The 25901-nt window shown below is 58.9% G+C and carries 20 protein-coding genes and 2 pseudogenes; 10 read left to right on the forward strand and 12 right to left on the reverse strand.

Translation table 11 applies throughout. From position 1 onward, the window contains the following. Positions 1 to 4 precede the first annotated feature (4 nt). From trbB to AC0L14_RS21885, 4 genes are all read right to left on the reverse strand, one after another. Entirely contained in the window at positions 5 to 973 is a 969-nt protein-coding gene (trbB, locus tag AC0L14_RS21870; RefSeq protein ID WP_473750720.1) for a P-type conjugative transfer ATPase TrbB, read from the reverse strand. Beyond that, positions 970 to 1383, reverse strand: a complete 414-nt coding sequence (locus AC0L14_RS21875) for a CopG family transcriptional regulator (RefSeq protein ID WP_473750721.1) — start codon at positions 1381 to 1383, stop codon at positions 970 to 972. Before AC0L14_RS21875 ends, trbB begins: the two co-directional genes overlap by 4 nt. A gap of 118 nt (positions 1384 to 1501) precedes the next feature. After that, positions 1502 to 3532 carry a conjugal transfer protein TraG gene (locus tag AC0L14_RS21880; protein WP_473750722.1) on the reverse strand — a complete coding sequence of 677 codons (2031 nt, stop codon included), beginning with the start codon at positions 3530 to 3532 and terminating at the stop codon, positions 1502 to 1504. A 588-nt stretch (positions 3533 to 4120) separates the two neighbouring features. Beyond that, a complete protein-coding gene (locus tag AC0L14_RS21885; protein WP_473529578.1) occupies positions 4121 to 4510 on the reverse strand; it encodes a hypothetical protein in 390 nt (129 codons plus the stop codon). 990 nt (positions 4511 to 5500) lie between these two features. On the opposite strand from AC0L14_RS21885, the gene AC0L14_RS21890 reads away from it, so the two are divergent. Beyond that, entirely contained in the window at positions 5501 to 5581 is an 81-nt protein-coding gene (locus tag AC0L14_RS21890) for a hypothetical protein (protein WP_473529593.1), read from the forward strand. Positions 5582 to 5658: 77 nt separating this feature from the next. On the opposite strand, the gene hemN is transcribed toward AC0L14_RS21890, so the two are convergent. Then, entirely contained in the window at positions 5659 to 6984 is a 1326-nt protein-coding gene (hemN, locus tag AC0L14_RS21895) for an oxygen-independent coproporphyrinogen III oxidase (RefSeq protein ID WP_473750770.1), read from the reverse strand. A 1291-nt stretch (positions 6985 to 8275) separates the two neighbouring features. Between hemN and AC0L14_RS21900 the strand changes: the two genes are divergently transcribed. Both AC0L14_RS21900 and AC0L14_RS21905 read left to right on the forward strand, forming a co-directional pair. Beyond that, positions 8276 to 9439 carry a porin gene (locus tag AC0L14_RS21900; protein ID WP_473750723.1) on the forward strand — a complete coding sequence of 388 codons (1164 nt, stop codon included), beginning with the start codon at positions 8276 to 8278 and terminating at the stop codon, positions 9437 to 9439. A gap of 332 nt (positions 9440 to 9771) precedes the next feature. Continuing rightward, the gene (locus AC0L14_RS21905; protein WP_006329192.1) at positions 9772 to 10035 is read left to right on the forward strand and encodes a hypothetical protein; all 264 of its coding nucleotides are present in this window, start codon (positions 9772 to 9774) and stop codon (positions 10033 to 10035) included. 396 nt (positions 10036 to 10431) lie between these two features. Here the strand turns inward: AC0L14_RS21905 and glmS are convergent, their stop codons facing one another. Together glmS and AC0L14_RS21915 are read right to left on the reverse strand one after the other, a co-directional pair. Beyond that, on the reverse strand, positions 10432 to 12255 hold the full coding sequence (glmS, locus tag AC0L14_RS21910) for a glutamine--fructose-6-phosphate transaminase (isomerizing) (protein WP_473750724.1): 1824 nt from the start codon (positions 12253 to 12255) through the stop codon (positions 10432 to 10434). Between the two features lie 456 nt (positions 12256 to 12711). Further along, positions 12712 to 13356, reverse strand: coding sequence for an acyl-homoserine-lactone synthase (locus AC0L14_RS21915; RefSeq protein ID WP_473750726.1), 645 nt, complete (start codon positions 13354 to 13356; stop codon positions 12712 to 12714). A gap of 682 nt (positions 13357 to 14038) precedes the next feature. Here AC0L14_RS21915 and AC0L14_RS21920 point away from each other — a divergent pair. From AC0L14_RS21920 to AC0L14_RS21950, 7 genes and pseudogenes are all read left to right on the forward strand, one after another. After that, entirely contained in the window at positions 14039 to 14752 is a 714-nt protein-coding gene (locus AC0L14_RS21920) for a carbonic anhydrase (protein WP_473750727.1), read from the forward strand. A 391-nt stretch (positions 14753 to 15143) separates the two neighbouring features. Next, the gene (locus tag AC0L14_RS21925; RefSeq protein ID WP_097572440.1) at positions 15144 to 15833 is read left to right on the forward strand and encodes a B3/B4 domain-containing protein; all 690 of its coding nucleotides are present in this window, start codon (positions 15144 to 15146) and stop codon (positions 15831 to 15833) included. Positions 15834 to 15917: 84 nt separating this feature from the next. After that, positions 15918 to 16556 carry a LysE family translocator gene (locus AC0L14_RS21930; RefSeq protein WP_010914002.1) on the forward strand — a complete coding sequence of 213 codons (639 nt, stop codon included), beginning with the start codon at positions 15918 to 15920 and terminating at the stop codon, positions 16554 to 16556. Between the two features lie 18 nt (positions 16557 to 16574). Continuing rightward, positions 16575 to 17462, forward strand: a complete 888-nt coding sequence (locus AC0L14_RS21935) for a dihydrodipicolinate synthase family protein (protein WP_473529582.1) — start codon at positions 16575 to 16577, stop codon at positions 17460 to 17462. A gap of 112 nt (positions 17463 to 17574) precedes the next feature. Continuing rightward, positions 17575 to 17702: pseudogene (locus AC0L14_RS21940) on the forward strand (IS630 family transposase); the annotation flags it as partial. A 14-nt stretch (positions 17703 to 17716) separates the two neighbouring features. Next, positions 17717 to 18322: pseudogene (locus AC0L14_RS21945) on the forward strand (ISKra4 family transposase); the annotation flags it as partial. Between the two features lie 986 nt (positions 18323 to 19308). Beyond that, entirely contained in the window at positions 19309 to 21849 is a 2541-nt protein-coding gene (locus tag AC0L14_RS21950) for a two-component system VirA-like sensor kinase (protein ID WP_473750729.1), read from the forward strand. A 122-nt stretch (positions 21850 to 21971) separates the two neighbouring features. On the opposite strand, the gene virB11 is transcribed toward AC0L14_RS21950, so the two are convergent. From virB11 to AC0L14_RS21975, 5 genes are read right to left on the reverse strand one after another with little or no spacing between them, the layout of a single operon-like run. Further along, positions 21972 to 23012: a P-type DNA transfer ATPase VirB11 gene (gene virB11 / locus AC0L14_RS21955; protein WP_027056317.1), complete on the reverse strand. Its 1041-nt coding sequence runs from the start codon at positions 23010 to 23012 to the stop codon at positions 21972 to 21974. Continuing rightward, positions 22996 to 24135: a type IV secretion system protein VirB10 gene (gene virB10 / locus AC0L14_RS21960; protein ID WP_473529584.1), complete on the reverse strand. Its 1140-nt coding sequence runs from the start codon at positions 24133 to 24135 to the stop codon at positions 22996 to 22998. Before virB10 ends, virB11 begins: the two co-directional genes overlap by 17 nt. Then, the gene (locus tag AC0L14_RS21965) at positions 24132 to 25013 is read right to left on the reverse strand and encodes a TrbG/VirB9 family P-type conjugative transfer protein (protein WP_473529585.1); all 882 of its coding nucleotides are present in this window, start codon (positions 25011 to 25013) and stop codon (positions 24132 to 24134) included. The genes virB10 and AC0L14_RS21965 overlap by 4 nt, the downstream gene beginning before the upstream one ends. Continuing rightward, positions 25010 to 25723 carry a type IV secretion system protein VirB8 gene (locus AC0L14_RS21970; protein WP_473750730.1) on the reverse strand — a complete coding sequence of 238 codons (714 nt, stop codon included), beginning with the start codon at positions 25721 to 25723 and terminating at the stop codon, positions 25010 to 25012. Before AC0L14_RS21970 ends, AC0L14_RS21965 begins: the two co-directional genes overlap by 4 nt. Further along, complete coding sequence (locus AC0L14_RS21975; RefSeq protein ID WP_436251093.1) at positions 25720 to 25878, reverse strand: type IV secretion system lipoprotein VirB7; 159 nt, start codon at positions 25876 to 25878, stop codon at positions 25720 to 25722. The genes AC0L14_RS21970 and AC0L14_RS21975 overlap by 4 nt, the downstream gene beginning before the upstream one ends. Positions 25879 to 25901: the final 23 nt, after the last annotated feature.

Consider the following 25901-nt stretch of genomic DNA (forward strand, 5'->3'; position numbering starts at 1 on the left):
CCTTTCAGAGTTGCTGGAGTTGCGGAGGCGTGAGTGGGGTGACGGCGTAGTCGCCGCTGCCGTCGAGACCTGTGACCTCAGCGATTGCATCGATGCGGCGCGACGAGCCGCGCCCCGCGATGAAGACGATGAGATCGATGGCATCGGCGATGAGGCGGCGCGGCACGGTGACGACAGCTTCCTGTGCAAGCTGCTCGATGCGATAGAGGGCAGAGCGCGCCGAATTGGCATGAACCGTGGCGATGCCGCCGGGGTGCCCGGTGTTCCATGCCTTGAGCATGTCCAGCGCTTCCGCGCCCCTGACTTCACCGACGATGATGCGGTCGGGGCGGAGCCGGAGCGTCGAGCGCACGAGATCGGCGAGTGTGACCGAGCCCCGCCTGGTTCTCAGGGCAACGCAGTCCTTTGCTGCGCATTGCAGTTCGCGGGTGTCCTCGATGAGGATCACTCGCTCGTCGCTTTCGGCGACTTCGGCCAGCAGCGCATTGGCAAGCGTCGTCTTACCCGACGACGTGCCTCCGGCGACAAGGATGTTGCGCCGTTCTCGGACTGCCTTTATCAACGCATCGGCCTGCAGCGGCAACATGATGCGATCCGCAACATAGTTGGCCAGCGTGTAGAGCTTTGCGGCTGGTTTGCGGATGGCAAAGCAAGGCGCCAGCACGACAGGCGGCAGCAGTCCCTCGAAGCGTTCGCCCGATGGCAATTCGGCGCTGACAATCGGATTGTCCGCATGCGCCTCGGCACGCACGTGGGAAGCGACCAGGCGGATGATGCGTTCCGCCTCGGAAGGATGCATATGCACGGCCGTATCGATTCGGCCTTCTCCCAGCCGGTCGAGCCGCAGCGCACCATCGGGATTGACCATCACCTCGATGACCAATGGATCGGCCATCGCCTCAGTGATCGTCGGACCCATGGCGGTGCGCAGCATGGCGCGGCGTCGGTGGTCGGCCTCTGGATGAGCGCTCATCCTTCCCCTCCTCCGCCATTGTCTTTGCCAAGCGAGCGTTTCCCCGATGCGATCTGGCGACCGACCTGCTCGACGAATTTGTCGAAACGCTCCTGGGCAATCGCCTGCGTCGCCTTGTCCGGAACAGGCGTGTGGGCATGAAGCGTGATCGAAAAGCGGATGAAGAGCGCCAAGCTTTCCAATGTCATCTCGACATCGCGCCTGACGTGACTGAGGTCGCGGGAAAGACGGTCCAGCCTCATGCCATAGCGCCGATCGAGTTCATTCTCGCCACGCCGCTCGATGAAAGCTTCTACGGCCTTCGCGACGACCGCGGATTTTGTGGTCGAGGGATCGCGGCTGAGGTTGTCCAGCTTCTCGCTCAATTCCGGTTCGAGCAGAAACTGGTGACGAATGCGGTGGGGCTTCATGCGCTTGTTCCAACTGGCCGGCGCTGGCGGGCCGGCGGCGGAACAAGCATTATCGAGATGCCCAAAATTGCTTACGGCCGTTATCTACGCTGAGATACGCCCGAGCTGCGGAAAGCGTTCAGAAGCCGGGGACGATATCCTTATCATCGCCCCTTCCCTCGTTGATGCCATAGGCACCTGCGACGGTGGAGATCCGGTCCATGACGCGCTTGTCCGCCATCGCCTCGCTATCATCGTCTGCGGGTCTGGACAGATCGTCCTGGTCCGGTTCCTGGGTGACGGCGGTATGTTCTTCGGGTAGGCCAGGATGGCGCTGCTGCTGAACACCTCCCTCGTCCGCAAGCGCGGCGCCAGGGCTTTCATCGTCGGACGCAAGACGAGGGTCGACGCCGCGTACTTGCCCAGTCCAATCGTCCGGCCGCGACATCGGGCAGTCCGCGTAGGGTCCGTCGCGCAACACCGGCGAAGGCAGCACCCGCTCGGTGAAATTGTGATCCTCATAGTATCGCAGCTTTTTGGCCCGGATGGGGGGCAATCCCGAAACCAGCACCAGTTCGTCCGCGGGCGGTAATTGCATCACCTCGCCCGGTGTCAGCAGCGGGCGGGCGGTTTCCTGGCGGCTCACCATGACATGCGAGAGCCAAGGTGCCAGCCGGTGGCCCGCATAGTTGCGCATGGATCTGAGTTCCGTGGCCGTGCCAAGCGCGTCCGAGATTCGCTTGGCCGTGCGCTCATCATTGGAGGAAAAGGCAATTCGCAAATGGCAGTTGTCCAGAATGGCATTGTTCTCGCCATACGCTTTGGAAATCTGGTTCAACGATTGCGCGATCAAGTAGGCACGAATTCCGTAACCGGCCATAAACGCGAGCGCGGTCTCAAAGAAGTCGAGGCGACCGAGCGCCGGAAACTCATCCAGCATCATGAGCAGTTGATGCTTGCGGCTCTTCTTTGGGTCACCCTCGAGCCGCTCCGTCAGCCTCCTGCCGATCTGGTTCAGGATCAGTCGCACCAAGGGCTTGGTGCGCGAAATGTCCGATGGCGGCACGACCAGATAGAGCGACATCGGCCACTCGGCATCCATCAGATCGGCAATGCGCCAGTCGCAGTCCGATGTTACCGCCGCCACGGTCGGATCACGGTAGAGCCCGAGAAAAGACATGGCGGTCGAGAGGACGCCTGAACGTTCGTTCTCCGATTTGTTCAACACCTCTCGTGCCGCCGAGGCCACGACGGGATGGACCTGAGGCTTGTTGGCCGCGCCGAGATGGTTGGTCGTCATCATTCGCCGCAAAGTCGCGGCAAACGAGCGTTGCGGGTCCGACAGAAAGGTGGCGACGCGGGCAAGAGTCTTTTCCTCTTCGGCGTAGAGCACGTGCAAGATAGCGCCGACCAGAAGTGAATGACTGGTCTTCTCCCAATGATTCCGCCGCTCCAGCGCGCCTTCCGGATCGACTAGAATGTCGGCGATGTTTTGGACATCGCGAATCTCGTCCGAACCTTTGCGTACCTCCAGCAGCGGGTTGTAGCGGGCCGATCGCGGATCAGTCGGATTGAACAAAAGGCAATGCGAGAACTTCGACCGCCAGCCGGAGGTCAGCTGCCAGTTCTCGCCTTTGATGTCGTGAATAACGGCCGAGCCGGACCAGGAGAGAAGAGTTGGGACAACCAGTCCGACGCCCTTGCCCGAACGTGTCGGCGCAAAGGCCATGACGTGCTCCGGCCCGTCATGACGCAGATACCGGTCCTTCAGTTTGCCGAGGATGACGCCTGCCGGCTGAAACAGCCCTGCTTTCTCGATCTCCCGCGTCGCCGCCCATCGAGAGGAGCCATAGGTGGTGACCAACCCGCGCTGGCGCGCGCGCCAGAGGGAACCAGCGATCGCAGCGGCACAGCCCATGAATCCACTGGTGCCCGCAAGCATGCCCGCCTTGTCGAATATCTCGGGCGCATAGGCATCGAATTGGAACCACCATTCCAACAGTTTCCACGGCTCGTAGATCGGCCAGCCAGCCGCGACAAACCATGGCGCGCCGAGTTGTTCCTGAAAGGCCAGCATATGAGCGCACCATTGCGTGGCAGCCCACACGCCGACGAGAACGATGGCGAACACAATGGCGATCTGCCCAATCAGAAGCTTCGTGGGCGTCACTGGCTTGCTCCGCTGTTCTGGAGAGGTGGATCAAGCATCGCCCGGGGCGGCCGGAACAGGAATGCGCCCTATGTGCGACTTGGTGCGATGAGAGGCTGTTTGGCGCGCCGTTGCTCTCCTTGGAGGTGTGTCAATATTCGCGCATTCCCGAGCGAGTCTTGACTGCTATGTCGGAGGGGACCCATATCGTTCGTGCTTATCGTGAGCACGTCGGATATTGGGTCGGGGAGCTGGCGGTGGTGTGCGGGCAAGCCGCTGAGGAAATCCTGAACATCGAGTCCGGTCTGAGGTACAGCAGGCCTATCGAGATCTGATCGCGAAGTGGCCCTGCCCGCCATGGGAATTCCTCAGGCGAACTCGGACATATTGGGCGATGCCTTATAAGTGGAAGGCGCCTTCCCGTTGCCTCTATCTCAGGTAAGTTACCTTACCTTCCGGCCTTCGCGCTGGGTTTCCCAGCTGGACTGCGTTTCAGTCTCAATTCGCTGTGCTCCTTGTTAGCCAGACACCATTTCTGAGCCAAGCATCTTTCTTTTCAGATCAACGCCGAGGCGAATTCAAAAATCCACAGATGCGTTCCGCCAAGCGCTAGTTGCCAAGCATATGACCGGCATTTCGCAACGCGCCTAGGAAGAGGCCGGCATGGTGAGTGACATCGATTTTGGCCTGCATTGACACCGGCATGCTGGTCCAATTCTCCAGCGGTGCAATGAAGCGGGAGAAGGTACCGTTGACAACGCAGTAGCGGCTAATAAGGCCTTGTCTGTCCAACGCCACCACACCAATCTGGCCGCCTTGATATCGGATGGCTGCGACCCGCTGGATCTCGGCGTCATCATTGACCCGCACGTCGAAAAGCAGGATTCCGCGGCTCCTCGCGGCTATTTCCGCCGCTTTGTCGTTGAAGCTCAAGCAGAGTGAGCGGACGCTTTCCACTGCCATCTGGAAAACCAACAAATCCAGTTCATTCACGGCCATGTGGGCAGTTGAGCCAATAGATGGATGATTGCAATGTCGCACACGGCTTGTTCACAGGTGTCGGCTCACGACTGATCGTCCGTGGCTTTCTGTCCGCTGCCGGCGATGGAATATCTGAAGGACGGCGAGTCCCGTATTTCCTGTGGCGTTGGCAATCGCGGCGGCCGCCTGCCGGGGCGGCAGCGGCGGCAGAGATATTGTCATAGACAGGTCGAAGCGTGGGCTTTCTGCCCTTCAATAGTTCCTCGACCCTACGGATTTGCACGCGCGGCCGCAGCGTGCCGCCCGCCTCTACGGATTCGGCTTCTCTGGCAGCACGTTCCATTGCGGCTGTCGCCTTGTTGAGCGCCACCAAAACGCCAAGCTTCGCGCCTTGGCTATGCATCGTTCGCGGAATGTTCCGCGTGGATATTCTCGCCGCCCTCGACTGAGACAATGGCTGTTCTGACGGTGCGCACTTCGTCTTGGAAATAGATAAAACCATCAACGCCTATGCTTTTACGCAGGACGGGCAGCTCCACCAACTGATATCGTCGCTGGCAAGATCGCCAACTCGCTAAAACTCACGACCCCTATTCGATGGACGGGCACGGCCGTGCATCGCCGCGGCAGGGGGACAACATCGTCGTGACCGACCCTCTGGGAGGCAAGCTCTATATCGTGTCGGCGGGATCGTTCACCAGCCGTGGAGGGCAGGCCCTTCAACATCGTGGCCGTCGGCGGGAGCGGCAAGATCCACGATCAAGCAGCTGAGAAAGATCACGCACATAGCCACGATCCCGCGGTCCAGCAGATCTACATTTGAGGACGACCAGATCAAGCAGCGCGCCCTGTCGGATTGGGCCGGGGATTAGCAGTTGGTCTATCCCTTCCTGAAGGATGGAAACTCGATCCAGTCATGGCTTATAAGGCGGAGAGCGGCGACCATAGCTCAGACGAGTACGCACCTATTACGAGATCGGCTATCGCACCAACGTCGAGCGGATCACGATCGATGGCGACACCGTGGCCTTCTTCGAGGGCGGGAAGCCGCTTGAGGCCTGCTACGCTGCGACGGCTATGAAATCCTGACCTACAAGAAGGGAAACCGCATGGGCGTCGAATTTCGCTTCGGCGTCGCCTTGGCCTCCTCACACTGGTTGGCTGACTCACCGGGCAACCCGGTCGAGAAAAGCATCGAATGCGGCAGCGACAGCGCGAATCGCAAAGCGATGCTGCCGCCGTACGCGGACAAAACCCTTTTCGATGTCCACAATCCCGTCCTTGGCAAGCATCGCCAAGCGTTCAGCTGAATCGAGAAAATGGATCGGATCAGATCCGTGGGCGGCACAGATTGCCGGCACATCGGCCTCGAGATCGCACATTAGTCGCTCGATGATTGCGGCTCGCGCGCGGTCTTCGTCGGTGAGACGGTAGCCCTTTGACGTCGCCAGACGGCCAGCTGCGATGTGCCGGCAGTAGGAATCCCGTGTAACCTCGTTCTGGACGTAACCCTCGCCGACACGCCCGATAGCCGACGCGCCGAAACCGATCAGGGTTTTGCAGGTGTCGGCCGAGTAACCCAGCGAGTTGCGCCGCAGGCGACCGGTTTTCTGTGCCAGCGAGAGATCGTCGTCCGGCAAGGCGAAATGGTCGAGCCCGATCTCTCGGTAGCCGGCGGCAATCAGCGTCACGGCAATGGCCGCATCCTGTTCGGCGCGGGCAGCGCAGCCTGGAAGAGATGCCTCCTCGATGAGGCGCTGATTCTTAATAAAGGACGGAATGTGCGAGTAGCCGAACACCGCGAGCCGGTTGGGGCGCATGGCGACCGCCGCCCTCGTGGTCTCGACGCAAGACTGAACCGTTTGATGCGGGAGACCAAAGATGAGGTCGAAGTTGATGCTTCTCACTCCATGCCGACGCAGCATTTCGACGGCAGCCGCCGTCTGCGCCTCACTCTGGACCCGGTTGATCGCTTTTTGAACAATGGGATCGAAGCTCTGCAGGCCGAGGCTCGCGCGGTTCACGCCGGCTGCTTCCAAGGCTTCGGCCATCTCGGCCGTGAACGTGCGTGGATCGATCTCGACGGCGATCGTAGCTGTTTTCGCGAGCGCAAATTGGCGGCGCAGGAACTCCATCAGGGGGAGGAACTCAACTGGCCCCATGAGAGTTGGCGTTCCGCCGCCGAAATGCACATCGCTCACGGGCAGCGCCTGCGGCGCGTGCTCCGAGACCAAACCTATCTCGTCACGTAGCGCCGCCAGATAGTTGAGGATCGGCGCATTATGGCGAGTGATGGCGGAGGGGAAGCCGCAAAACCAGCACTTTGATCGGCAGAACGGAACGTGCAAGTAGAGTGACGCCGGATCGTCAGCCGGTAGATTCCTGAGCCATTCCTCATAAGCCTCGGCGCCGACCGCCCCAGAGAACTCCGAGACAGTCGGATAGATGGTGTACCAAGGCAGGCGGGCCTCGCGATATTTTGTGGTCTGCAACAACAGTTACCGTCCCATGCTGATGCCTTCCATCCTTACCGCTGCGCTCTCCTGTGTCTTTGCGCTATATCAGGCCGTTCCGCTTTAGGCCCGATTTTTTCCCAGCGACAAGCGCCGTTCAGCCTTGGCTGGACAGCGACGGCATGAGCACGCGCTGGTCAGCGACAAGCGCCATGGGTTTCCCGTCGAGACTATCGTGCACACCGTTTTGGGCTACTATCCCCTCCCTTCAGCGTCCGGCCTGGGGCGAGGAGATGCTGGAACGCGGCATGCCGCATCCGACCAGTCGATTCGGCGTTGGGACCAGACTTTTGCTCGCCGGCTGGTCGTAAGACGGCGTCACGTAACGATATCTGGCATCTCAGAGTTCGTCGTTTAATTGCCGACACGAGGCTTTGGCTGTGGCGCACCGTCTGTCAGGGCGGGAATGTGCTTGAGGAGACCGTCCAGGTCTGCCGCAATGCCAAGGCTGCAAGCCTGATGAACCAATTCTGAAAGTAGCGCTACGCCAGGCGCATGATCACCGACAAATCGCGCTCCTGTGGCGCGGCAAAGCGCCGGAGTGAAGCGCAACTCAAGCATCGCTCGCAACTGACAATCGAGCGAATTCGCACGGTTCGTTTCGACCTTCCCCGCCTTTCGGAACACTTTGTCCGGACTAACTGGAAAGCTGGTGCACCTCCGCCGAAGTGTCGCCCTTCGCCCTAACGAGGACGCTTACGCGTAGGCATGTCGGCATCAGTGGGGCATCTCAGCTGACGTACCGAGCGGTGCCCCCGCGTGACGTCAACAATGTCGAGGCTCAAAACAAACAAAAAGCTATCGCCATTGAACGATACTGTCGCGAAGCGAACAGACGAACCATGTCCGAAACATTTGCTTTTCGTGCTCAGCTTGACCCTCGGAGCAAAAAAAGGAAACGCAAACCAAGGTCCGACGGCAAACTTGAGTGTCAATCGTAGCTTGGTCGTGAGGTTGGCACGTCACTTGCGGGGTGATTTTCGAAGCCGTTGTGACGGTACGCCCGCAGCTATCGGAGATAATCATGGCGATCGACTCAGAAGTGTTTGATTCCTTCCTGGGCATTTCAAGCAGGTGATATGAGAACAACATCTCATCGCGTGAAAGTATGATTCAGCTTCATCGCCGCTGTTGTTGAATCATTATTATGACCCGTGCGTCACACTGCGATGGGCGCAGCGCGATGTGCATCGTTTTCGATTGTGGGGACAGGAAGGGGCTGGCTCGTTCGTTGACGTCCCCTTCTTTAATATTTGAACGGAGATCAAGTATGAACATCAGGAGCCTCCTGCTCGGCTCAGCTGCGGCCCCGATCGCCGTTTCCTGTGCCCGAGCCGCCGGCGCCATCGTCGTGGCCGAGCCTGAGCCCGTTGAATACGTCAAGATCTGCGACGTTTACGGCGCTGGTTACTTCTACATCCCCGGCACCGAGACCTGCCTGCGCATCGGCGGCTATGTCCGTTACGACATCGGCCTCGGCGATGTCGTAACGTATGACCAATTTAGAACCACGGATGTGAAGACTGGCGAGGCCCAGGGCATATGGCAAAACCACACGCGCTTCACATTAAAAACTTGGACCGGGCAAGAGACCGAACTCGGTACATTGCAGACCTTCATCGAGACCCGCATGAACTACGGCAAGCACACCGCCTATTCCGGTTCGGACAGTCCTCGATACTATGCCTTCAGCCAAGGCATCACGTTGACTTTCGCCTGGGTTCAGCTTGGTGGCCTCCGAATTGGCAAGGACTGGTCCGCCTTCGACATGTTTATTGGCTACGCGGGCGACGTGCTCAATCAGATGCTTATCCCGTACGGCGCCTTCGATACCAATGTGGTTCAGTACTACTTTGACGCCGGTAACGGCTTTTCGGCTGTGGTTTCACTCGAAGAAGGCTCGGGCCTGGTCGGCACCATCGACAGCTACGTTCCGCACCTAGTCGGCGGAGTGAAATACACACAACACTGGGGCGCGTTCACCGGCGTTGTCGCTTATGATAGCAACTACGAATCGGTCGCCGGCAAGGTCCGCATCGACGTCGATGTTACCGACGAACTCTCGCTATTCGGAATGTTCGGCTACGGCTCCAGCGGCAAGCTCAACGATGACGTCACTAACGCAATCGACGCTCATGGTCGCGGGTTCTACAAAAGTTGGGGCGGTAACTGGGCTTTCTGGGCCGGCGCCACTTACAAGCTCAATGAGACAACTTCGTTCAACCTTCAGCTCTCGGGTGATCAGCTCAAGAACTATGGTGTGGCTGCAAACGTCGCCTATGCGTTACTTTCAGATTTCACAATTACAGCCGAACTCGACTATGACCGCTACGGCGACTTCGCCGTCGGCAAGGTCGACCCTTCCATTAGCTGGGCTAATGCCAACAAAAAGAGCAGTGTCGGCGGCATCCTCCGTTTCGAACGTTCATTCTAACGGGAGGAAGAGCTTCATCTCGGTGGCCTCAGGCGGCGAATGACGATTATGCGGGGGACCTGCCACGCCTGCGGCAGATAAGCCCTGACACGTTTGCAATCGGATACAGCTGCGATTAGGGCGCGGCCGATGCCCCGCTTGCCGGGATGTGACAGCTGGTAAAGCGTTGCGGCAGGTTTGCTGGCGGTCCCGGCGCTTGCGCTGACGCGTGCGGCGCAGTCCGGCGACACGGTGGAGGCCGCCGGCAGATGGGTGGGCGCATGATCGCCGAAGCAATCGCCGAACTCGCCCAGTATCCCAGCTTCGATAACGACTGAATCGGCGGCGACTCAATGCAACCTTGGCTTCCGGAGACCGCGCTGACCGCCGCCGGCCTGACCGCGCTCGCCGCGCAGGATGCTTCGGACAAGCAAATCACCTGCGTCAAGGCGCCCTTCAAGTCGCTGATCGACCATGTCTTTATCTCGCCCAATCTCGTGCCGTGCGGCCACGATTTCATGATCCTCGCGCTCGACCGAACCATCGAGCGGTTCCTGGAAGTGTCCGATCATCGCCCGGTCCTCTTGCGACTGGCCGGGCCTATCGGTGAGCGTTAGATCCAGAACGAGGTTACACGGGATTCCTACAGCCCGCACATCGCAGCTGGCCGCCTGGCAAAGTCAAAGGGCAACCGTCTCACCGACGAAGACCGCGGCGAGCCGCAATCAGCGAGCGAGGACGAAATAGTGGACAGCGAAGGGTTTTATCCGCATGCGGCAGGAGGATCGCTTTGTGGTTAGCGCTACTGCTGCGTATTCGATGCTTTTCTCGACCGGGTTTGCCCGTAGGCACAGCCAAGCAGCGTGAGGGGAGGCCAAAGGGATAACCAATCGTCGCTAAACGGCATGCTCCAGCAAATAACGGCAAGGCGGTAGCGGCGCGCTTGAGCCCCGGTTGAAGTGCTTGGAGTTTTTTCCGAATGGGCGAGCGTTGCGACTAATGAAGGCGTCACATCATTCGACGGTGACTGATTTTGCCAGGTTGCGTGGCTGGTCGAGATCTGTGCCCATGAAGAGCGCCGTGTGGTACGCAAGAAGCTGTATCGGCAGCGAGAAGATCATCGGCGCGATAATCTCGTCGGTGGCCGGCAGCACGATCGTGTGCATCGTATCGAGTTTCGATGCGGCTGCCCCTTTTCCATCGGTGATGAGGATAATGCGCCCTCCGCGGGCGGCCACTTCCTGCATGTTGGAGAGGGTCTTGTCGAAAAAGCGATCATGTGGCGCGATGACGATCACTGGCATGTTCTCGTCTATCAATGCGATAGGACCGTGCTTCAATTCACCCGCCGCATAGCCTTCGGCGTGGATGTAGGAAATCTCCTTGAGCTTCAGCGCACCCTCCATCGCCAGTGGGAAATTTGTGCCACGGCCGAGATAAAGGACATGATGACACTTTGACAGTTCGCGCGACAGAAGCTCAATCTCCGGCTGGATGCTGTCCAGTACCTGCCTCATGAGGCGCGGCATTTCGGCGAGGCTCTCGACGAGCGCCTGCACCTCATCTTCGGTCACGGTTCCGCGGGCCTTGGCTGCGTGGATGGCGAGTGCGGCAAGAGCGGCTAGCTGGCAGGTGAAGGCCTTGGTGGAGGCGACGCCGATCTCTGGGCCGGCAAGGATCGGGAAGACCACATCGGCCTCCCGAGCGATGGTCGATTCGCGCGCATTGACGACAGCGCCAATTTTCAGCCCAAGCTGCTTGCAGTACCTCAGCGATGCCAGCGTATCGGCGGTTTCGCCCGACTGGGAAATGAACAGAGCCGCAGACTGCGGCGACAACGGAATCTCGCGATAGCGGAATTCGGATGCAACATCTATTTCGACCGGCAGGCGCGCATAGCGCTCGAACCAGTATTTTCCGATCAGCCCGGCGAGATATGCGGTGCCGCAGGCAGAGATCGCCAAGCTCGGGATCTTGGCGAAGTCGATGCCAAAAACCGCATCGGCACCATTTTCGATGAAATTGATATAATGACCGAGCGCATCGGCGATGACCTCGGGCTGCTCGAGGATTTCCTTCTCCATGAAGTGGCGATGGTTGCCCTTGTTGGCCAGAGTGGCCACGGCCACGGAGGTCTGGCGCGGACGCGCGACGGGTTGGCCGTCGTAATCAAAGATATCAGCGCCCGTCCGGCCGACAACGGCCCAGTCACCGTCGATGAGATAGGTGATTTCATTCGTGAATGGAGCAAGCGCGATCGCGTCGGAGCCCAGGAACATCTCGCCGTCGCCGTGACCGATCGCCAGCGGTGGTCCATTGCGCGCCGCAATAATAGTCGACGGATCATCCTCAAAGAGGATGGCAAGCGCGTAGGCACCCCTGACGCTTTTCAGCATGGCATGCACCGCCTCACCACGCCTCATGCCCTCCCGACGGTGTCTTGCCAGGAGATGCGCAAGGACCTCGGTGTCGGTGTCGGTCTGGAACTCGGCTCCCGTCGCCGCCAATTCGTCCTTCAGTTCGGCGAAATTCTCGATGATGCCGTTATGGACGACGGCCACACCATCCGTGAAGTGCGGGTGTGCATTGCGTTCCGTCGGTGGCCCATGGGTTGCCCAGCGGGTGTGGGCGATGCCGATGGTACCACCCAGCGGCTCTTCCTTGAGTCTCCTCTCGAGATTGACGAGCTTGCCCTCGGCGCGCCGGCGGTGCAAGGTACCCTCGGTGATCGTCGCAATGCCGGCCGAATCATAGCCGCGGTATTCCAGACGCTTCAGCGCGTCGACCAGGCGCTCCGACACTGGCTGTTGCCCAACGATGCCAACAATCCCGCACATATTCTTCTCCGAATTCTTCCCGGCAGCCTCAGCCGACGCAGACGAGGGACGCCGCCCGGCGTGCGCTCAGTTAGAGTCTTCTAATGGAATCCAGTCAGTTCGGTAAAATTGATTGTTGGGATAGCCATCATCCACGCCATGGATGAACTAAACCTCAGCCCAATACGGATGATGTGAAACGGGCGTACGCTCCCGCCTTCAAGGGGCTGCGGATATCCTGGCCGGCGCCATCTCCTGCGTTAATAGCATGCAAGCCGGCCGGAGGAGACGGGGAATACTTGGGCCAAGTGCGATTGGGTAGCCCCAGCGCACTCTTTGGTCTCGCCGTTCAATTGTGCGGGCGCTGGTTCATGCATCATTTCCTCGGCTTGCTTCTCCAGGCCGGACGCAATGACTCGTTTCGGCGACGAGAAGCAAACCCTCTTCCGATCCCTGGGGCCACGCACCACGTCTTAGCTATCCGTATGGGCCGTGCGGCAGGCCGAGAATCGGTTGCCACAGTACCGGCCCGTTCAGACGTCCCCTCCAGCGGATGCGCAACAGGCTGGCGTGAGAAATCTCGAGAAAACCGGCCACCGCCTCCGTTTTGCCGACGGGCTGCGGCTGTCCGATGCGCGACAATGGCCATGTTGCGAGGCGAAGGATCCGTTCCATACGCGTATCGGTCACCGTCACGATCCGGGTGAGATTGTTGGCTAAGCCAAATTCGATCATGCCGGCGAAGAGCTCGTAGGTTGCTTGGGCAAGGCCGCCTGCCGCCTTGGGCGTTGATGGAGGCAGATCGAGCGCGAAACGGCTGCTTTCCCATATGTCGGCACTCGCGGGCGCCACAGCCTCACCCAGCAGCGCCGGGAATGTGTCGCGCAACATGGTCGGTCCAGTGGTTGGCAAGAGGCGCACGCAGCCACGAATTCGCCAATCGGATCCCTTGAGCAGCAGATAGACAGGCTTCAAGTCGTCAAAGGTGTCTGTTTCCATTTCGCCTCCGGTCTGAACTTCCCAATCGAGCCTTTCCTTGAAAACCCGATATCTGAGCCCGTGCATCTCTTTGAGCTCGCCTGCGAATTCGCTGTAGAGGCCAGGTGTGATCAGCTGAATCATTCGTCGCCTCCGTGCGGGGTGTGTTCCCGCCATCGAAGGGCAAAGCGCACAGCGATGCAGCCTGTAGACGTTTACAGCTATCCTCGCGGAAGGATCCGGATCTCGCCTGACCGGAGGCAGCCAGCCTGGCAACCGCATGGATCGTCCGAACGCCGAGCTTTGCTTTGGCATTTTCCAGATGGAAGGTCCCCTTGGCCTTTGAGACCTGCTTTCCAAGGCGGATTCGCGAGTTTGATCCATGCCTTTATGGTCTTGGAGAGCATGGTGGGCAGGCTACACACTAGGTGGCCGAGAGGTCGGGAATCAGTTGGAATGGAGGAATTCGTCTCACTAAAGAGGAATCCTTCGCAATGCACTACCTGCCCGACACTCCCGCTTCAACGTTACGCGCCACATACCGCCGTTAACAGACCGGCCGGCGACGCCGGCTGTGCTGGTTGTTGGCCTGATCAGCGGCAGCACGGTGAATCTGGGCCACATCGCCAGCCATTTCCACGGACCGGCGAGCGTGGCCTCAAACGATCGCCGGCTGCAACGTTTCTTCCAGTTTACCAATTCGACGAGACTGGCTGGCGTGTACGCTGGTGGCGCTGCTCAACCTACGCCCGCCCTTGCGGCTGTGCCTTGACTGCACCAACTGGAAGCAGGGACATATAAGGTTCGCATCAAGGAGCGAGGCAATATGCATCGTCGTAACCTGATTAGAGGATTCATCGCGCTGGGCATATGCCCGATCTGCGCCGAGACCGCGCGTGCGGCCAGCGCCCATTGGGGATATGGCGGCTCGGTCGGGCCGGAGCATTGGGTCGATCTGGACACGAGAAATTTCGCCTGTTCGGCGGGCAGGCAGCAGTCACCCATCGACATCGCCGGCACGGTAAAGGCGGATATACCGCGCATCGACATCAGTTGGCTCAAGGGCGGCGGCAGGATGGTGAACAACGGCCACACCATTCAAATCAACATGCCGGAAGGCAGCACCTTGACCCGCGGGGATCGCGTCTACCAACTGGCACAGTTGCATTTCCACGCGCCGAGCGAGCATCACGTGGCGGGCATGAGCTTCCCGATGGAAGCGCATTTTGTCCATAAAGACACAAAGAGCGATACTCTGGGTGTGCTGAGCGCCCTTCTTACGCCTGGCGCGACAAATATCAGCTTTGCCGGTCTCGCCAAGGTCTTTCCGGCCCGGCCCGGCGAGGAGATGGCAGTTGACGAGTTCGATCCCAACGGGCTTTTGCCGGCCTCGCTCGGCACCGAAAACGTGGAGTGGATGGTTGCAATGGAACCGGTCGAGGTCGACACCGCAGACATCAAGCGGTTTACGACGCTTTACGCATCTAACGCGCGGTCGATCCGTCCCTCCAATCGGCGCTTCATCCTAGGCCTCAGCTAAGGTCATCGCGCGCGTCAAGCAAAACCGCGGTAACAATCGGGGGGGTTCGAACAGTACGACGCCACCCTGGTGGCGCTGGCATCGACCATAATGCCCTAGGGTTCACAACAGCATGACCGGATCATGGGGAACCGCTTGCTTGCGGAGAACTGGGTGGCGTCACCGACACCCGTACACTCCGGCCTGGATCTGCTTGATCAGGGATTGATAAATTCGACGCGTCGCTCCCGTGCTGCGAGAACCCTCCTTATACTGGACCAATTAAAATCTCCAAAAGTGGCAGTTTAGTTTGGACCAGTGAACTGCAATATTGGCTTGCAGTCAGGGAAGCGATCGTGACTGGTCGCGCCGGTCATGGATTGCTTGCGCTCGAACTGATGGAGTTGCCTGGATGTTTGAGGGTCCCATCATCGACGGTCGAATTAAGAATATTGCATCGGGATTTAGAGCCGTGAGCGTCTACGTCGATGCCACTTCAGCTGGAGAAGGACGTTTCGATCCCCGATTGCTTGGTGAAGCCTGCGATTGCGCGTTGGCGGATGGCCCGGCTTGGGCAGAAGCTCATCTGGCGAGTTGGTCCGACGCCTACGTCGTCTTTGGCGCGAAGCCTAACCGTACGCCGTGCTCAGCCCAGGCCCTCAGAAAGCGGGTTCTGAAAGACGGCACTCTTTCGACGATCAACCCGATCGTCGATCTCTACAACGCCATCAGCCTGAAATACGCAGTCCCGGTGGGTGGAGAGAATTTTGACGCCTATGTCGGAAGACCCCACCTGACGATCGCTGACGGGAGTGAGACGTTCGACACCATGATGAATGGAGAGGCGGTCAACGATCCTCCCTTGCCCGGTGAGGTCATCTGGCGCGACGACATTGGCGTCACCTGCCGACGCTGGAACTGGCGACAGGGCACTCGAACCCGCCTGAAGACCCTAACAGGCCGGATGTGGTTCGTACTGGAGGCGTTGGAGACCATGCCGGACGATGCATTGGCAGAGGCGACGGATGCCATGGTCGGAGGGCTGAATGCCTTGATGCCTGGCTGCAAAATCGCGAGCCAAGAAATTGCCATCGCCGGATGAGGTTTCCTGTCGAGCGAGCGGATCCCTGGCCGCCCGGGGCATCCGGCGCGATCGATCCGATCGAGATTATCAAGGGCTGAGAGAATGAATGTCGATCTCCATCAGTTGCTCATCGTCTTTGCTGCATATGTCATTGCCGCGGGGAGCCCCGGCCCGAGCAACATGCGCATTATGGGGGTTGCGATGGCGCGCGGCAGAGGTGCTGCGCTCATGCTCGCCTCCGGCGTCGTCAGCGGCTCGATCTTTTGGGGTTTTATGGCCTCCACCGGCATCTCCGCCCTGTTGGCCAGGTACGCCCAGGCACTGCTCGTTCTGCAGGTTTTCGGGGGGCTTTACCTGCTATTCCTCGCCTTCAGGGCGGGACGGTCGGCGCTTACGTCGAACGAGAAGCTGGCGGTGCGCGCATCGACCGACCAAGTCGCTCTTTCGCGGGGTGAGCTCTATAGGAAGGGCCTCTTGATGCATTTGGCGAACCCAAAATCCGTGCTAGCATGGATCGCGCTCGTCACGCTGGGGATCGGCCCGAATTCATCGTGGCAGAGCATCGCGGCGATATTGGGTGGCTGCGCCATCCTAAGTGTCACGATATTCTGCGGCTACGCCATTGTCTTCTCCACACCGCCTATGGTGGCTCTGTATCGCCGCTGCCGCCGCTGGATCGAAAGTCTGTTGGCGATGTTCTTCGCGTTCGCCGGGCTGCGTATGCTGCTTTCCCGTATGTAGTTTCGAAAGGAATGGATGATGACTTTGTTTCGCGGCCTGTCGGCGTTCCCCCTTACGCCAACCGATGCGGAAGGGCATGTCGACACCGAGGGTCTGGCTCGTTTTCTCGAGCGTATTCAACGCGCCGGAGCGGACTCCATCGGCCTTCTGGGGAGCACGGGCGGTTATGCTTACCTCACCAGGGAAGAACGCAAGCGTGCCGTTCAGGCTGCCGTGGAATGCATCGGCGGCAAAACGCCTCTTGTCGTGGGTGTGGGTGCATTGCGTACCGATGAAGCTCAGGCTCTGGCGCGCGATGCCAAATCCGCTGGCGCTGACGGCCTGCTCCTGGCACCGATGTCCTACGTTCCCCTGAACGAGGACGAAGTCTTCCAGCACTTCGTCGCGGTGGCCGAGGCGGGGGAATTGCCTTTGTGCATATATAACAATCCAAGCACGACGCGCTTCACATTCAGCGACGCATTGATCGCCCGGCTGTCAGAGGTGTCCAACATCGTCGCGGTGAAAATGCCTCTGGCGGCGAATGACGATTACGCGGGGGAACTGGCACGTTTGCGGTCGATGACGCCTGACACGTTCACAATCGGATACAGCGGCGATTGGGGCGCGGCGGATGCCCTGCTTGCCGGATGTGACACCTGGTACAGCGTTGCGGCAGGTCTGCTGGCGGTCCCGGCGCTTGCGCTGACGCGTGCAGCGCAGTCCGGCGACGCGGTGGAGTCCACTCGGTTGAACCGCGCTTTCGGGCCGCTCTGGACCTTGTTCAAACACTACGGCAGCTTCCGCGTTATGTTCGTCATCGCCGACTACCTCGGTCTGGCGCACGTCCAGCCACCGCGCCCTATTTTGCCGTTGCCGGAGGACGCCGGAGATGACATTAGGCAGGCATTGGAGAAGCTCGAATAGCCGAGCACAGGGCATGCCCAGTGCAACTGCTAGTTAGGCACCCGGCGCGCGGGTGTTCCGCGCACCGTTCGAGATGGAAGTTGGGCGGCGCAGAATTGGATCGGGTTGGTCGCGCTTTGGCTTTGCGGTCTCTTCGGTGGTGAAATGGTCGCAACGTTATCGTGCTCCGGTAGCGCCGGGAAGATGGGCGGCCATCGCAAACGCGTTCTGCAGCCGCATCGAACTTTCATCCGCGACCAAACGACCGGAAGTAGAATTTCGAGCTGATCGTAGGCCGCTCGCTGCCTGAAGAGGGTGCTCCGCGCTACATCGGTTTCGTCTATGGCTATGATCGCGAGCCGCAACGGCGCATTCTCGACCATCTCAAGAAGCAGCCCGTCCAAGCCAATCAGGATATCACCTTCATCACCGACGGTGGGGAAGAATCGCCGACTGGTTCCATATCACCGTGCGCATCAGGGTCCTTCGGCAGTTCGTGCAAGGGCTCGAAAACCAGGACGAGCAGACCGGACAGGACCTGCTCGAAACTCTGCGCAGGATCAAATGGCATCTCTGGCATGTTGACGTCTATCGGGCCCGTCACGAAATCGCCGACCTGCAATTCGACGCGGAAGGTCTCGAAACAGGCTAGCCGAACATGCGCAAGTTCCTGACCGCCATCGGCGAGTTCACCAGGCCTACATCGCCTCCAACAGTGCCAGCCTGATTAATTACGGCGAGCGTTAGCGGTCCGGAATCTCTTCGGCCCTCGTCAAGGCCACCCTCAACGCCGTTCCAAGCGGGTCGCCAACAAACGGCAGATGAAGTGGAGCAGGATCGGCGCACATCTTCTGCTGCAAACCCGCGCGCAGATCCTCGATGACCGTCCCGACGCGCTTGGCGTGCAGCCCCTCACCTCGCCCGCGCCCCGCGGTGGTTCTTGCCAAGAGACACTCGCTCGCATCTAACGAAAACCGCCGCTGCATTTAGCTGCATCCATTGTTCGGATGCGTGCGATCCAAACAATCAATTTGTTCAATCAGCTTCTTGAAAGCTAACCCTTGTTTGGTGGAACATGGGCTCTGGTCGTCGACGCTGGCTTAATGCAGGGGCTGCACGCAGGAGATACAATGCACAGAGATCGCAAGCGGGTTAGCGGCATAATGGCTGGCCGACCGGTGTCATCCCCAGGCTGCTGCAGCGTGCGGCTTGTCTGTCCCTCCATGATCTCTCGGAAGACAGTTCCGAATACTGCGACCGGTTGCCCGCCTTGTGTGTCGCCTCGATCTCATAACCGATGGTGAGCTGCTCAATGGGCTATCCTTCGCCGGATAAGAGATGAAGTGCGAACGCTCCTCGGGGATCATGCCGATCGTACGTACGTCCTGCTTACTCTGGTCAGGCATAGAGCGCAATTTGTTGGCCCAGCTATGAAACTCTTGCCGGAAGTTAGCTCTGCCGCGTGCGTGATGGCTTGAGCGGACTGACGCAACGAAGGCTCACGAGTATTCGGTTCCTGCCGTCATTATGACGAGACTCAACGGTACCTTCAACATCGGCGTGGTTCGACTCGCCGCGCGAAAACAGGCAAATCTCGATTGAATCCGTCACGCGGTGTCAGCCTGGCATTGGTGCCTTCCCTTCTCAACAACTATCAAATCAGCATTCACGGATAGCCCAGTTATCGTTCTCACGTGCCGTAACGCCGTGCCTTCAGTTTCCACGTTCGCGTCGAGCTCGCGAGTGGCCAGAGTTCGGAACAGAACGGTCGAAGTCTAATCGCCGCGAAATTCAACGGAGGGTCAGCGGGGCCAAGGGGGCAAAGTGCGACGGTGTCCAAGCCGTCTTTATGAGGGGAGAGGTACACATGGTTTTCCTGTTCCAGCAGCATCCGGCCGCACACCGAAGCAATGAGGAGCTAGAATTCAGATCGGACTTTCGCAAGGCGCGCACCGCGCATCAAACGCCGTTTCGTTGTGAAAAAAGGCTCAGTACCGACAACGTTTTTGTAATCGCCCTGGCGGCCTCGTTTGCGCTCTTGGTCGGGATACAGAGGCAGGACCCACAGGTCGACGAGGCGGTCCTAAGTGAACTGCGAACGATTCAGATCAACTACGCATTGCTCCAGCGCGATGTCGCCCGCGCTCGAACCGACATGGTATTGGACTTCCGCCCCGTTGATTCTACCCTCCAAGCATTGCAAAGGAACGTTACAAACTTGCGACGCCTTGCCGAGATTTCGCCCGATGAGAGCTCCGGAGCGCACTCCAGGTTGCTTGCACAGCTCAAAAAGTCCGTCGAGAACACAGAGGCTGCCATCTCGGCAGCGGCTGCGCAAAATGAGCTTCTGCAAAGCTCTCTCGTACGGTTTGCTCGCTCGGTTAATCGCCTTGAGGGGGCGCCGTCCAACAGGCTTGAACTCTCCAATTTGATCCTTCAGTTTTCGGCCAGACCGGGATTCAGCCTCGCATCACAGATCGATCAGTCTCTCAGCCGACTTCCTCCGAGCCAGGACCAAGCCACCCACGATGTTGTCCGCAACGGCCGCGCTATCCTGTCCGCGTTGTCGAGAGTGGACCGCGCAGCCGATCGGATCGCATCCTTTAACACGTTCGCCAAGGCCGCCGAACTGGAGCGCGAATATCTGAAAGACTACAGCTTGGCCAGCGCGCAAGCGCAGCGCACACGACTTTTCTTTGGCTCGGTGTCCATATGCCTCTGCTTGTTTGCGATCATTCGGGCCTTCAGGCTGCATGTGCGGACGAACCGGTTGGAAAGGCGGCTGGAGCTTGAAGAGGCAATGCGTGAGATCGAAGCTCGCTTCAACGAAAGTAAAGCAAAGAACGCGTCGCCGCGCTTTTCAACCGAAGCAGCGCTTAGACTTGTTCAACGCGCTTTCGACGCGGATCAATGCGCGCTTGCTCAGGTGGATCCGAGTCTCAGCAGGCATACCGAGTGCTTTGTGACGAACACGTGCATGCGTGTCTGGAACGCCGCGCTTCTTGATGAAGTCGTTTCACTTGTCCGCGCCGGACGGCCAGTGTTTCGCGTCGTTCCGGCGGCGGAAATGGTTCGCACCGCCCTAGACACTTCCGGTGTTTGTCAAATTGTTGCTTGCAGGGCCTCCGATCAGCAGGCTGTGGTTTGCATCCTTGTTTTTGAACGAGATCGCTCACTCCCCTCAGCAGGCGACCTGTGGGTTCTTGCCAGTGCCATTGTGCGTTTGAGCAACCATCTTGAAATGCAACGTGTAAATGCCGAACGCGACCTTCTGGTGAGTCGATGGGAGCAGGCGGAAAGGCTGAGGACCGTCGGCACGATCGCAAGCGGCGCCACACATGAGTTCAACAATATTTTAGGCGCAATAATCGGATATTCAGAAATTGCCCAAGGTCTGGTGCGTCGCCCCTCCAGAATACGGAACCACATCGACCAAATCATCTTAGCTGGACACCGCGCCAAGCTGATCGTTGACCAGATCTTGTCACTCAGCCGAAACCGCAAGCGCGTTGCAGTGCCTTTCAACGTCTCCGAAATTGTCATGGATCTTGCGCCATTGCTGCGGGTAACAGTTCGTGCGGGTGTTCAGTTGAACTTCAAGATCAACGAGTGGCAAACGGTGGTCGAGGGCAGCCCAACCGAGATGCAGCAGATCCTCATGAATCTGTGCAAGAACGCGTCGGAGGCTGTCTTGAACGAGGGCCGCGTCGAGGTTAGCGTTTCTCGCGCCCAGGTGTGCCAAACCAAGCCGCTGGCTCAGGGCACCTTGAGACCTGGAGATTACGTTCTCCTCTCCATCAGCGACGATGGCCCAGGAATCGCAAGTTCGATACTTCCGCATGTCTTTGAGCCCTTTTTTACCACGCGCTCTCTCGTCGGCGGGACCGGGCTGGGTCTTGCTGCGGTTGACAGGCACGTGAGCGCGCTCGCAGGATGCCTAGACGTCACCTCGGTTGTTGGCCGAGGTACGCGCTTTGATATCTACTTGCCAGCCTCCGAGGAGGAGCCAGTCAGCGCTGACGTCACTTTCGGCCCATACAACGGATCACCGGCCAACGGCGGAATCATTGCAGTCGTGGAGCCCGATCCAGCAGAGTTGGAGATTCACAAGGACAATATCGCCGCGCTGGGTTATGAGCCGATCGGCTTCGCGACCTTCGAAAGTCTTTGCGGCTGGATCGAGAGCGGGAAGGCAGCTGACCTGCTGATTTTGGCGAAGACGGCTTTCCTCGAGCGAGGACGGGCAGAGTCCGTATGCCCGGCCATCATGACGGTGCCTTTCATAGTCATCGGTGACATCGACCCCATGCCGGTCACATCTGACAATCAGGCCTTCGTCCTTCGGCTAGCGAGACCGGTCTCGTCCAGGACAATAGAGCATGCGATTCGTATAATGATGATGGCGTGATGCCGCCGACTCGCTCATTCTATGCAAGTAATGTGAGAAGGCCTGGCAAAAGACATCGAAGCAGAACAAAACGACGCGTCGCATCACAATGGACTTATCGATCCCGAGACGTTGTTCTAGCCTTAGTGCTTGTTAAGGAGGTCGGCTACTGTCTCTCCCCGTCGCCGGGCATCGGCGGCGAGCCATACCTCTCCCACCTCGTACAGGTCACCTTGGGTGTGGAACGGCACAATGACGTCAACGGCAGCCGACAGCATGTCAAGAAGCGTTCGATCTTCCACAGCGGCTCCTTGCGGGCTGCTCTTGACAAGGGAAAAGAGCTTTTTGAAGCCCTGGACCGGATCAGCCCCATGGATCGTTGATATTGATCCCGCATGGCCGGAGACGACTTCGCTAAGGTAGGCCCATGCAGCATCATCGCGCATCTCGCCGAGCAATATTCGGTCAGGGCGCATGCGCAAGCTCGCTTGCAGCAGTTGCTCGGCTGTCACCGCACCTACGCCGGCTCGGTCCTTCGGATAGAGTAACCGGACGTGGTTCTCGTGCGGGATTACAAGCTCCAGCGTGTCCTCGATACTTATCAGTCTCTCTTGCGGGGGTATAGCGTTGATCAAAGTCTTGCTCATTGTCGTTTTGCCGCTTCCAGTAGGTCCGCAAAGCAGCATCGTGAGCCGTCCCGAAACACACGCTTGCAAAAACTTCTCCAAGTCACCATCGTCGTATTGCTGAAGAATAGTTTGGTCCTGCCGCTCTTGGCGCTGTTTTCGTGACCGCCATTGATTCCAGCGTGAGTATTCGTAGCGAGAAGAAACTTCCTTCAGTTCGGTCACACGACTTGAAGGACGCCGTATCGTCAGGCTTACTGTTCCTGAGGGAACAGCGGGCGGCAAACAGATCTGCAGCCGCTCTCCGTTCGGCAGCTCAGTCGCACAGAGGGGGCTTTGCGGTCCGACATCTTGCTTGCGCAGCGCTCCAGCGAGAATCGCGATGTCCTCCAGATCGTTATAACCTAGTGGTAGCGGATGTTTCGTGAAGACGCCGGCTTGTCGCACAAACGCTTCCCCAGGCCGGTTGATAGCGACCTCTTCGGTCCTCGGCTCCTCAAGCCATTTCAGAACGGGGTCGAGAAGCAAACGCAATTGAGGGTCAGCCTCCGATCGCATTGTTGTCTCTCCGGCGTTGGCGATGTTGGGGGGCTGGCGCCACGACGGTTGCCGTGAGACCGTATACATCCGAGAAATCGAGGTCGCGAGCCACAAAGATGGATACAGCATCTCCCTGGTTTTTCTTCAGGGTTGGCGGGATGTTGACCGTCGCTCTCAGTGTCGTCTCGACGGCTTGTCCGCCATTGCTCTGGAAGCTGTTGATGCCGCTTCCTCCGCCAGAGCTCGCCGCGTATTGACCGGCCGCCTGGAACGCGCCTTGAAGGACGCTCATCAGCATTGCTCCGCCAAAGCGTTCCCGGAAGTGATTATCCACCGTGCCAGGCACTCCGGAGCGGCCGAGCTCGTCAGCGCCCGGCGATGCTATCGAAACGAGGGCATGGTCAGGTGTTTCGATGCGCGTCCACAGCACGAAGACACGCGCATCCCCCTGTTCGAGACCATGCTGGATCTCGCCAATCACGGTCGTCCCACGATCCAAGAGCACGACATTGTTGGTGGCGCCGCGGACGTCTTTAGGTAAGACGCACTTCACATAACCGGGTAAATTTGTGTCGACTGCCGTTTGCAAAAGGCAAGGAATGATCGTTCCCTGAGTAATCACGAGATCAGGGTGCGGCAAAAGTGTGGCCCGGCTCGGCTCCTGTATGTCTGGCTTCAATCGGCCCGACAGATCGCCACCGATCGAAATCTCATCCGCGGTCGCGGGAGCATCCTTGTGGTCGTCTTCGCTCCGCTGAGCCACGTCGGGCTTTTGACTGCTGCTGCTGTAGGCGAAAATTGGTGATTCCTCGGGCGGCGGTTCAGCTGCCGCGGGTTGCGGCGTGGATGGCGCAGGATCTGCCGCCTGCGCCGCCTTTGCAGGTGCTGGAGGTTCGGGAGCAAGCTCAATAGGCACGGGGCGGAACGGCTCGGCGTTCGGGGAAATTGGCGGGTTTGGCTGAGATGGTTCGTCTTGTGTGCTGGGACGACCTCCGAGCCAGATGAGCGATAGAGATGAGATGAGAACAAGACCGGCGACGACCAATTTCTGTGATCCCGAAACATGCCGGCGGGCCGGCTCCGAGACCAACGATCCGGATGCATTTACATCATGTCCCGACTGTGGGCCGGTTTCATTCATCGGCCCGAGCCTTTCAAAACGCGCCACACGTCGGGTCTCACTGTACCGGTCCCCGGCGCTCGTCCAACAGGATCATATGCCCTGTTGAAAATCGACAATACCGTATTGCCATCTCTCAGACGCCATTCCCGGGCGACTGAGGATACTTCAACATAGTCCCCTTTGACTGTGTAGTTGGCAGCGGCTTCCTTGCCGTCGGGATTGATAATGTAGAGGGAGGGTATGCGGGAATTGCTTGCGAAGCCAAATACGGTGGTAAAGCCATCGTCGAAAACTTCCAGCGGCGCCAGCGATCGATCGCCCTTTGCGACGTAGTGAAAATTGCTTTCGTCGGGACTGGCAGTTGCAGCGGGCCGATTCAACAAATCCTGAACCCTCTGTTCCTGCAGCACTTTTGCCCGGGCCTGACCAAGAATCGAGCGCCTTTCTGCTTCCTGTCTCAGTGCAGCAGCCTTATCACCGGGATAGGTGAACTGCACACTGTAGTATAAGTCAGGTTGCTGCTCATCTAATTTTGGCATCGCTCTCGTTGAAATGCTGAAGACGTATCTCCGGGTACCGGACTCACTGTCGGCCAGAACGACGACCGGCTGCGGCGGGAGGATCCGGCTGGCCTTAAAGAACAAGTAGTTGGCGCGAGGGAGCGCAGCCAGGTCTTTGCTATTGGAAACGGCCACGGCTGCGACGGTCTCGTTGGCCGCGAATGTGACGACCAGCGTTGCCCCCACCGCGGTCGACAGGCGCACCACTTCGTCGGGACGGTAAGCCAAGTAGCGCATCCGCGCATCATGCTTGCCGGCAAGCGGGGTGTCTTCCGCGGAAGCCTCCAGCGTTAAAAGTAGTGAACAGGCCAGTGCGAGAAACGCTCTTTTTGTCATGGCTGCACGTAACCCAGGTTCGATACGCTATCTTCCGAGGTTTGATAGGAAGTGACGAGTAGACCTCCCGGATTGGTGAGCCTTGATTGGGCAGGCAGATCTGTCAGGCGCTCGTAGCGGATGGTTGCTGTCCAGGTGGTCACCAACGGCATCTGCCCATCGATGGAAAGGGTGCGTTTGTATCGGATCTGTTGAACGTCCGGACTGATGTCGTTTGAGGAAATATGCCCGACTTCGAGCTTGCCGAGCTTGCCCACTGTGACTTGCGGCGAGGTGGGATTCGGATAATTGAAGAAATCTTGATATTGCTGCCGCACAGCCGGTGCGCTGAAACTGGATACGATGTCATAGCCGTATTGGGCGGAATCGGCTGTGTAGCTCTCGCGCAGGCGTACATATTCCCACAGCGAAGCATTTATGACGGCTCGCTCTTGGGTTGCCGGCAGTCGAGAGACTGACACTTCGCTGTCAACTGTTCCATCCGGGCGTACCCAGAGGAACACAGGTACGAGCTTGGCCAACGGGACCATGGCAGCGATGGTAAATGCCTGCGCAACATTTCCTAGGACTGCCGCTGCCGCAAAGGCCACAAGGGCCTTTGACAGGCGCCGCGCAGACTTTGCTCGTGAAGTTTGAAACGCTTCCACCTTCTTGTAGTGGGCGGCTAGCGTTTCTTTCTCCACCAGAAGGGCATGTTCAGGAAATTTCACTTGGGCTCTTCCGCACATTCGACTTCAAGATCTTCAGGGGTGGTTTCCCATTGTCCCACGTTCAGTTGGAATGGCGAACCGGTGCAGGTCGCAAGCCTGTCGGTTGTCTTGCAGGCCGCCAAAGCAAGTATTGACAGAAGTAGACAGTATTTCATGTGTGGCACCGCGTTGTAGATTG

The sequence above is a fragment of the Mesorhizobium sp. WSM4841 genome, from assembly GCF_055811515.1.

Excerpts from the sequence above, each read along its gene's own strand:
- AC0L14_RS21875 (WP_473750721.1), bottom strand. The coding sequence starts at position 1,383 with ATGAAGCCCCACCGCATTCGTCACCAGTTTCTGCTCGAACCGGAATTG.
- trbB (WP_473750720.1), bottom strand. The coding sequence starts at position 973 with ATGAGCGCTCATCCAGAGGCCGACCACCGACGCCGCGCCATGCTGCGC.
- AC0L14_RS21915 (WP_473750726.1), bottom strand. The coding sequence starts at position 13,356 with ATGATTCAGCTGATCACACCTGGCCTCTACAGCGAATTCGCAGGCGAG.
- AC0L14_RS21975 (WP_436251093.1), bottom strand. The coding sequence starts at position 25,878 with ATGAAATACTGTCTACTTCTGTCAATACTTGCTTTGGCGGCCTGCAAG.
- AC0L14_RS21900 (WP_473750723.1), top strand. The coding sequence starts at position 8,276 with ATGAACATCAGGAGCCTCCTGCTCGGCTCAGCTGCGGCCCCGATCGCC.
- virB10 (WP_473529584.1), bottom strand. The coding sequence starts at position 24,135 with ATGAATGAAACCGGCCCACAGTCGGGACATGATGTAAATGCATCCGGA.
- AC0L14_RS21950 (WP_473750729.1), top strand. The coding sequence starts at position 19,309 with ATGGTTTTCCTGTTCCAGCAGCATCCGGCCGCACACCGAAGCAATGAG.
- AC0L14_RS21905 (WP_006329192.1), top strand. The coding sequence starts at position 9,772 with ATGCAACCTTGGCTTCCGGAGACCGCGCTGACCGCCGCCGGCCTGACC.
- AC0L14_RS21965 (WP_473529585.1), bottom strand. The coding sequence starts at position 25,013 with ATGACAAAAAGAGCGTTTCTCGCACTGGCCTGTTCACTACTTTTAACG.
- AC0L14_RS21920 (WP_473750727.1), top strand. The coding sequence starts at position 14,039 with ATGCATCGTCGTAACCTGATTAGAGGATTCATCGCGCTGGGCATATGC.
- AC0L14_RS21930 (WP_010914002.1), top strand. The coding sequence starts at position 15,918 with ATGAATGTCGATCTCCATCAGTTGCTCATCGTCTTTGCTGCATATGTC.
- virB11 (WP_027056317.1), bottom strand. The coding sequence starts at position 23,012 with ATGCGATCGGAGGCTGACCCTCAATTGCGTTTGCTTCTCGACCCCGTT.
- AC0L14_RS21925 (WP_097572440.1), top strand. The coding sequence starts at position 15,144 with ATGTTTGAGGGTCCCATCATCGACGGTCGAATTAAGAATATTGCATCG.
- glmS (WP_473750724.1), bottom strand. The coding sequence starts at position 12,255 with ATGTGCGGGATTGTTGGCATCGTTGGGCAACAGCCAGTGTCGGAGCGC.
- AC0L14_RS21935 (WP_473529582.1), top strand. The coding sequence starts at position 16,575 with ATGACTTTGTTTCGCGGCCTGTCGGCGTTCCCCCTTACGCCAACCGAT.
- AC0L14_RS21885 (WP_473529578.1), bottom strand. The coding sequence starts at position 4,510 with ATGGCCGTGAATGAACTGGATTTGTTGGTTTTCCAGATGGCAGTGGAA.